Source organism: Aneurinibacillus danicus (assembly GCF_007991215.1).
In the GTDB taxonomy this organism is placed as follows: Bacteria; Bacillota; Bacilli; order Aneurinibacillales; family Aneurinibacillaceae; genus Aneurinibacillus; species Aneurinibacillus danicus.
On the sequence record NZ_BJXX01000178.1, the window covers coordinates 1 to 7,730 of the forward strand.

Here is a 7,730-nt window from a genome sequence, read left to right on the forward strand (position 1 = left end):
TTTTTCTTCTCTGGATCTCATTTCCTCTTCTCCTCTTTCTTTCCTCACGATTTTCACAGAAAAATAATTTCTTTCGTAGCTCGGTATTCACTGGGGGAAAGCCCTGCATATTTTTTGAAAGTGCAGCTGAAATAATTGGGGGTATTAAACCCCAGTTCCTCGGCAATCTGTTCGATGGTAAGATTCGTATGACGAAGCAACCACACCGCCCGCTGTATCCTTACAAACGTTACATAATAAACAAAGCTTCGTCCTGTCTCTTTTTTGAAAAGACGGCTAAAATAAGGAACGCTTAAGTTAATCTGTGCGGCCACTTGCCCTACAGATAAATTTTCCGTATAATGCTTTCCAATGTACTCTATGCATTTTTGCAGCTGTTCATCCTTCGTAATTTCTTCATAATAACGAAGCGATAATCTCTCATACGGTGGCGTGCGGCGCGCCTTCCTGCCCTCACGGTACGAATGATGCAGAAGCAGCGGCTCCCGGTAAACAGATCCAACGCCTACATATATGTGAATGCCGTATTCCCCTTCCAATCTATCGATAACGCGCAGCATACTCGCGTGCCCTTCTTTCCAATAACGCAGGGAGGCGCATGCAGATGGAACGCGGAATAGCATGACCATATGCTTCCGGTACGGAAGAAAAAACAAATGCGGTACATAGGAGGAAAACTCTTCAAGAAAACAATCCTGTATTACAGTCGGCGCCTGCCAGCCTTCCTTTTCTTCCTGTTCCGGAAACCGGACAAACCCCTGGATAAAACACACAATATTGGGGACTGCAGCACCGGGAAGAAACGTCCGGGCTTCGATAACTTCCTGCTCAGTAGAAATTTCCCCTCGCAGCAAACGGCGCAGAAACGCTTCCTGAAATGGAGCGTCGTCCTGTCCCGCTCTCCCTTCCGCCTGCATTTGTTCGTAAATATCTTTATAGTTAAACGATCCGGTGCTCTCATTCGCCAATGATTCAAACGCTCGTTTTATATTACGAATAAACAAATTCTTCTTTACAGGTTTGGCGAACAATGATTGAAGTTCAAGCTCAATGGCAAGCGACGAAGTATGAAGCAGTTCGGGACAGATAAGCGGAAAAACGCGGCACTCTCTATTCCGTTTCCGGATGCGGTGGATGCGTACCCAATCGAAGGGTGTACGAATTTCCATAATAAGAATATGCGGAAAGCCCGGCTGGTTATCTCCTTCGAAAATTACACATTGAGACGCACATTCTGCCCGAATCCACGCTTCTATTTTGGCTTTTTCTCTTTTATCTTCGATTGCCAGTTGAATGCTGTACAATTTTTTCTCTCCCCTTTTGCTCAATCTGCCCGCTGTACTGCCACTTACAATTTTTCAAACTTATTATGCCCAAAATCTTAAGATAGGACAAATTTTTATATATTTTAGATAATTTTCTGTAAGGCATCTTGCCTGTCGATGAAGTACAATCAATCAATAAAAAATATTTTCTGCCGTTATGTTAAGGAGGGAGGATAAAAAACGGCACCAAACAGATATAGAAATCTATCTGAGCAGGAGGAGAAGAAACATATGGCAAATGAGTATACTGAGTATGATTATGTCGCCGCAGGTACCATCGATGTTAGCGAACTTCCACCGCTTGATCCCGAGACGAATAAAATCATGAAAGACGAGTTCTCTACCGGCTTTAAACTAAGCCTGCTCTATTACGCATTCATTTTTGCTATTCCGATTTTAAACTGGTTCGCGCCCGAATTTATGTTTTCTCGCATATGGGGAGGCATGACGTACTCCTGGTTCCTCACCGGCATTGTCGCGATGGCTATGGCATTCATTATTGCTTACATTCATACTGCCCTTTATGAAAAACGCTTACAAAAATACCAAAGCAGCAACGGATCCTCATTCGGCAAATCTGAAGGGAGGGACATCGGATGATGCAGGCACTGCTAGAGCCTAAAATGATTATGACCATCCTTTTGATGGGAACCATCGTATACATTACGTATTTAACTAAACGAAGCGCTACGGCTTCTGATTACTTCGTCGGTGGCCGAAGCTTCGGCTGGTTCACCAACGGCTCCGCTATCGGCGGTGATTATCTGAGCGCCGCGACTTTTCTCGGTATCGCCGGTCTTACCTTCCAGCTTGGGTATGACGGTGCCTATTACGCTTTCTGCTTCTCGATCGGTCTGACGCTGCTTGCAATCTTCGTAGCCGGACCGTTGCGCCGGTTTGGCGCCTATACGGTTGCAGACTTCCTGGCTTACCGCTTCCACAGCAAACGTGCTCGCCTGGCCGCTGTGGCTGTCGTTCTGGCCATCTCCGGTTTCTATGCCGCTCCTCAGCTTCTGGGTGCTGCACAAATCTTAAGCATGTTCTTCGGAACAAGCTATGAATTCGGCATCATCTTTACTTGTGCAGTTATGATTTTCTATGTTGGTATCGGCGGTATGAAAGGAACGACGCTAAACCAGGCACTGGAGTTATGGATTCGTCTCGGGGCGTTCATCCTAATGGTTATAGCTGCTATCTATGGCGGTCTCCATTACGACAAGATTCTCGCTGGCATCAGCGAATTCAAAGGTGTTATCGGTGACACCGCACAATATGCAAAAGACGGTAAAGACGTAAGCTTCGACGGTACATCCTGGACCGGCACCGGAAACTACTTCCCGACATTCTGGCAAACCGTGTCCATGACAATCGGTCTTTCTCTCGGCACAATCGGCCTGCCGCACATCCTGCTTCGTTTCTATACGAACCCGAGTGCGAAAGCTGCGCGTAAGTCAGCACTTATGGCTATCGCTATTGCAAGCGTTTTCTTTTTCTTCGCCGTATACCTCGGCGCTGTAGGCCGTTCCATCTTCCTGAGCGGCACTGCAGAGCCGCAGGTTATGAAAGATCTGGTTGCGGGCGGTAACAATATGGTTATCCCGTCCACTGCACAGGCGCTCGGCGGCGAATGGCTGCTTGGTCTTGTTATTGCAGGTGCGTTTGCGGCGATTTTCTCCAATCTTTCCGGTCTGTTTATCGCAAGTTCCGGTGCATTGGCGCACGACCTGTACGCCACATTTGTCCGCAAAAATAACATCAGCGAACGCGAGCGCGTTATCGCAGGTAAAGTGTCCATCGTTATTCTCGGTATCCTTTATGGAACACTGGGCTTAATGGTTAAAAACGCTTCCATCGGTCACCTGGTGGCTCTTGCGTTTACCGTAGCTGCCAGTACGTTTACGCCTATCTTCATTCTGGGCATCTGGTGGCGAGGCATGACAGAGAAAGGCGCAATTGCCGGCCTGGTTATCGGTCTTTTGGCTTCCATGTACATGATTTTCTTTACGTCCACCCTGCCGGAGTTCCTGCAATTTAAAATTCCCGGTTTAGTTACAGTACCGCTTGGCTTCCTGTCTGTCTATATTGTATCAAAACTTGACCGTAAAGTACCTGCTGATGTGAACGATTTTATGAGAAAAGTTCATTCCAAAGAATCTGAAGCCGCATAATTGGCACAAATTAAAAGACCTGCCCGCTTACCTTATTGCACAAGGTATATGGACGCAGGTCTTTTTTTCTTCCATCAAATCATATTTAGTAAGATAAAATCAAATTCTTTGAATAATTTGCATAACAAAGGAAAATGAGATATTGTAAAACGTACCTTACGACAGACCTAATTATATATAGCAGGCTCTTATTTGTGGAATAAATGAAGCAGAGACCCCTATGGAATTGATTCCAGGAAAATTATGAAAAAGGCAATGTAGATGAGGGAACAGTACAAAACATGCTTCCGGCGCTTGAGACACGCGGTCCGGACGCCTCTGGAGTCTATATGGGAGAAGGATTCGGATTCGGGCACCGGCGCCTGAGTATTATCGACCTATCAGAAAACGGCCACCAACCGATGATCGATGAGGAATTAAAGTTAGAAATTGTCTATAACGGCGAGATTTATAACTTCAAACAATTGCGTGACGAGCTGCAGCAACAAGGATATTCGTTCCGCTCTACCAGCGATACTGAAGTACTGCTAAAAGCGTACCATGCATGGGGCGACGAATTTGTTAAAAGGCTGAACGGCATGTTTTCTTTTTGTATTCATGATCAAATACGTGGGCGCTTTCTGTTGGGCCGAGACAGGCTCGGTATTAAACCGCTGTATTATGCCGAAGAAGGGCACGCGTTTTATTTTGCTTCCAATACTCAAGCATTAAACCGTGCCGGCATGATCCGCCCGGAGCTTTCTCCCGAAGCATTGCATTATTATTTGAGCTTCCATGCGGTTGTGCCCGCACCTTATACGATTTTTGAAAACGTCAAAAAACTGGCTCCCGGGACGATTATGAGCATCAGTGCAGACGGTGCAAAAGAAATTTCTTCTTACTGGGACGTAAGGTTCGAGCGAAGAGAAACGCTGTCGGAGGAAGAATGGATTGAACGTGTGCTTGATGAATTGCGGCAAAGCGTCAAACGGCGTATGGTCAGCGATGTACCCGTCGGCGCCCTGTTGAGCGGCGGGCTGGACTCCAGCCTCATTGTCGCGCTTATGGCGGAATGTAATCCGCAGTCTCTGCATACCTACTCCATCGGATTTGAGGATGTAGGAACGGAAGAAGGAAACGAGTTCTGCTATAGCGATATTATCGCCAAAGAATTCGGTACCGAACACAAAAAAATCTTTATTAATTCCAGACGTCTTCTTCCGAATATCGAAAAAGCCATCAGCGCCATGGCAGAGCCGATGGTCAGCCATGATGCTGTGGCATTCTACCTGCTCTCGGAAGAAGTCAGCAAAGAGACGAAAGTTGTGCTCAGCGGGCAGGGTGCAGATGAAGTATTCGCCGGTTATCACTGGTATCCGAAATTGACACTCCCACGGCTAAAGCCGATGGGATTCTTCGGTAGTTAGCGTTCGCAGTCCATTTCTGTTTTGAACAACTCCGAAGTTTAGGGTGTGCCATCACCCCTCCTACGACAGACCGTATAGGTTCGCAGGCTGGCGAACTGTTACCATTCGCCATAGGTTGTTTGCTCAAAAGTGTTTTAGCGTCTTGTTCTTGACGACTCCATACATTTTACGCTCAAAGAGGCTTTGTTTGAGCAACCCCCTATGTATGCTGTTTTCAAAGAGCGAACCCCTGTCTTGATTTTATCAAATCAAGGTTGCTCTTACCATCCCATAAAGGGATTCCGAGCAACCCTCACTCTCATCCCACGGCGAAAGTCGATGGGCTTTCTCGTTCGGAAAATCTGTAATAGAGCGAATACCGTCCGTCAGCTGATCGAAGCGAAAAACGAATATCTCGCGGAGAAGACAAGCAGTGAGTCCAAAATCCCGGTAAATAAAGAGACGGAGCGCGTCATCCGCCATCAGAATCTGAGCTGGGATGATGTACTTGCCGATGGCCAAGAAGTACAGGTATGCAAAACTGCCAATTATCATACGGGCGGCACCATTACCGATGTAACGGATAAGGTCTCCTCTTCTCTGCAAGAAGCCGCAGAGAAAGCAAGTCGGGTACTCAATATTCCCGTGGTGGGAATGGATTTTCTGGTCCCGGACTTTGCGGGAGATGAATATGTGATTATTGAAGCCAATGAACGGCCCGGACTTGCCAACCATGAACCCCAGCCAACAGCAAAAAAGTTTATCGACTTTTTATTCCCGAAAACAAAAAAATAATAGATAAGGAAAACAAGCCAGGTGAGCACATGTTGCATGCCTGGCTTCTATTCTATTTACAAAGTCGGAGGATACTTCAGTCTACGCTGGGATTTCGTTTTGCTGAGGAGAAGAAACTCTTCCTGGAAGCTGTAATCTGTTCGCTATCTTGCTCCCGCTGATAAATAACGAAAGCCGAGAATAGAAGCAATCCGGCAATCAAAATTCTTTTGTTTTAATTTGTTATGTTGTATGCTTGCATACTAAGCTTATGAATAAGAATAGACCCTACATAATTGTGCACGAAATGTCGGATGGATACATTCAACTCCTGCTATTCTATTGATAAAGGAGGTCATATAATGGATTCGCTTAAGAACATGAATGAAGCGATAAAGTATATTGAAGAAAACCTTACTAACGATATTGACTTTAAAGAAGTAGCAGGGCTGGCTTTCTGCTCCGAATATCATTTTAAAAGGATGTTTTCTTTCCTTGCAGGTATTTCACTATCGGAATACATCCGCCGCAGGCGTCTTACTCTTGCAGCATTTGAGCTTAAAGATAGCAACTCAAAGATCATTGACATTGCAATGAAATACGGGTACAACTCACCAGATTCTTTTGCACGAGCTTTTCAAAATTTGCATGGCATAACACCGTCAGAAGCCAGAAATAATGGCCATTCACTTAAAGCTTACCCACGAATGACCTTCCAGTTATCAATTAAAGGAGAAAATGAAATGAACTATCGAATTGAAGAAAAAGAGGCATTTCGCATCGTTGGTATTAAAAAAAGAGTTCCTATTATTTTCAAGGGGGTTAATCCGGAGATTGCCTCTATGTGGAAAAGCTTGGATGGTGAAACGATCAATCAACTTAAAATACTTTCTAATGTCGAGCCTATGGGACTGCTTAGTGCATCCACGAACTTTTCCGAAGGCAGGATGGAGGAAAAAGGGGAGCTTGATCACTATATTGGCGTAGCAACGACTAAGGAGTGTCCAGATAACCTAACACAGCTTGAAGTTCCTGCCTTAACATGGGCTGTATTCGAAGCGATCGGACCATTTCCTGATACGCTGCAAGATGTGTGGGGACGCATTTATTCCGAATGGTTTCCATCCTCAAACTATGAACAGACAGAAGGTCCAGAAATCCTGTGGAATGAGGATAAAGATGTAACCTCACCAACTTTCAAAAGTGAAATATGGATACCGATTTTGAAAAAAGTCATATAATGCTGCGTGAGATTATTAAGTATCCGTTGAGATTTTGCAACAGCTCAAATTGAAACTCGCCAAACACTCTGGCTACATTGCTCTTCCTGGACAGAAGAAAAATCCCTTCAGTTTCCGAAAACATCACGGCGTCTCAACCTCAACAAGTTAGATATGCAGATAAAAAACCTTCAGGAAGTCCGGAGCATCCCTTCGTATGGGACCTATACGATTGCGGTGGTCTGCAAGCAGGAGGGGAGAGAAGCTTTTCTCTCCTGCAAAGATTGCTACTTGCTTCTGAACCAGGTACTTGTGCGGGTTTTCTTCGGTCTTTTCGGATGCGTCGGGTCATAAAACCATCTTCTCTGCACAGTGACAAACGCCAGTACAGCTCCGATAAGAAACAGCAACCAACCCAAGGCGGTCCACCTCCTGACTATAGTGTACCCCAGGTATCTTTCAGGTCTCCGGTTAGCTTTTGTTCATAAAGGAAAAAGCTGCCGTTTTGTTCAGCAGCTTCTCTCGTTTTTGTTCTTAATGATGTTCCAGTTCTTTTAACTCCGACAGCGCGACCGTTTTTCGCTCGGTTGGATTGTCCATTGTATGTACCCTTGCTGTTTTGCTTTGTTCGTCAACGGAGTCGATCCATACCGGAACGCCTTCAAACCCTACATCAATCTTTTCAGGTGATTGTAGAATTTCCTGTGCACGTTTTGTTTCCATTTTATCACCCCTCTGCTTTTATATTTTGTCATCAAAAAGAAATCTATACTTTTTCACATATGATTTACGGAAGATAAAATATAGAAAAAAGCCCTTACCTAATTAGGCAAGAGCTTTGTATGTATCTGTTGCACA

At 45.2% G+C, this 7,730-nt stretch carries 7 protein-coding genes and 1 pseudogene; 5 read left to right on the forward strand and 3 right to left on the reverse strand.

The genetic code is table 11. The annotated features are described in order from the left end of the window. Positions 1-53: 53 nt before the first annotated feature. The gene (locus tag ADA01nite_RS18735) at positions 54-1,304 is read right to left on the reverse strand and encodes an AraC family transcriptional regulator (RefSeq protein WP_146811953.1); all 1,251 of its coding nucleotides are present in this window, start codon (positions 1,302-1,304) and stop codon (positions 54-56) included. Between the two features lie 252 nt (positions 1,305-1,556). On the opposite strand from ADA01nite_RS18735, the gene ADA01nite_RS18740 reads away from it, so the two are divergent. The 5 genes and pseudogenes from ADA01nite_RS18740 to ADA01nite_RS18760 all read left to right on the forward strand — a co-directional run bounded on the left by ADA01nite_RS18740 (position 1,557) and on the right by ADA01nite_RS18760 (position 6,893). Further along, positions 1,557-1,925 (forward strand): DUF485 domain-containing protein, encoded by a 369-nt coding sequence (locus ADA01nite_RS18740; RefSeq protein ID WP_146811954.1) that lies wholly within the window; start codon positions 1,557-1,559, stop codon positions 1,923-1,925. Then, positions 1,922-3,493: a sodium/solute symporter gene (locus ADA01nite_RS18745; RefSeq protein ID WP_146811955.1), complete on the forward strand. Its 1,572-nt coding sequence runs from the start codon at positions 1,922-1,924 to the stop codon at positions 3,491-3,493. The genes ADA01nite_RS18740 and ADA01nite_RS18745 overlap by 4 nt, the downstream gene beginning before the upstream one ends. 263 nt (positions 3,494-3,756) lie before the next feature. Beyond that, positions 3,757-4,899: pseudogene (gene asnB, locus ADA01nite_RS18750) on the forward strand (asparagine synthase (glutamine-hydrolyzing)); the annotation flags it as partial. 318 nt (positions 4,900-5,217) lie between these two features. After that, positions 5,218-5,673 (forward strand): hypothetical protein, encoded by a 456-nt coding sequence (locus ADA01nite_RS18755; protein ID WP_146811957.1) that lies wholly within the window; start codon positions 5,218-5,220, stop codon positions 5,671-5,673. A 341-nt stretch (positions 5,674-6,014) separates the two neighbouring features. Continuing rightward, on the forward strand, positions 6,015-6,893 hold the full coding sequence (locus ADA01nite_RS18760) for an AraC family transcriptional regulator (protein WP_146811958.1): 879 nt from the start codon (positions 6,015-6,017) through the stop codon (positions 6,891-6,893). A gap of 266 nt (positions 6,894-7,159) precedes the next feature. On the opposite strand, the gene ADA01nite_RS22890 is transcribed toward ADA01nite_RS18760, so the two are convergent. Continuing rightward, positions 7,160-7,291 (reverse strand): hypothetical protein, encoded by a 132-nt coding sequence (locus tag ADA01nite_RS22890; RefSeq protein ID WP_281286044.1) that lies wholly within the window; start codon positions 7,289-7,291, stop codon positions 7,160-7,162. A gap of 115 nt (positions 7,292-7,406) precedes the next feature. Beyond that, entirely contained in the window at positions 7,407-7,595 is a 189-nt protein-coding gene (locus ADA01nite_RS18765) for an H-type small acid-soluble spore protein (RefSeq protein ID WP_146811959.1), read from the reverse strand. Positions 7,596-7,730: the final 135 nt, after the last annotated feature.

Excerpts from the sequence above, each read along its gene's own strand:
- ADA01nite_RS18765 (WP_146811959.1), bottom strand. The coding sequence starts at position 7,595 with ATGGAAACAAAACGTGCACAGGAAATTCTACAATCACCTGAAAAGATT.
- ADA01nite_RS18740 (WP_146811954.1), top strand. The coding sequence starts at position 1,557 with ATGGCAAATGAGTATACTGAGTATGATTATGTCGCCGCAGGTACCATC.
- ADA01nite_RS18760 (WP_146811958.1), top strand. The coding sequence starts at position 6,015 with ATGGATTCGCTTAAGAACATGAATGAAGCGATAAAGTATATTGAAGAA.
- ADA01nite_RS18755 (WP_146811957.1), top strand. The coding sequence starts at position 5,218 with ATGGGCTTTCTCGTTCGGAAAATCTGTAATAGAGCGAATACCGTCCGT.
- ADA01nite_RS18745 (WP_146811955.1), top strand. The coding sequence starts at position 1,922 with ATGATGCAGGCACTGCTAGAGCCTAAAATGATTATGACCATCCTTTTG.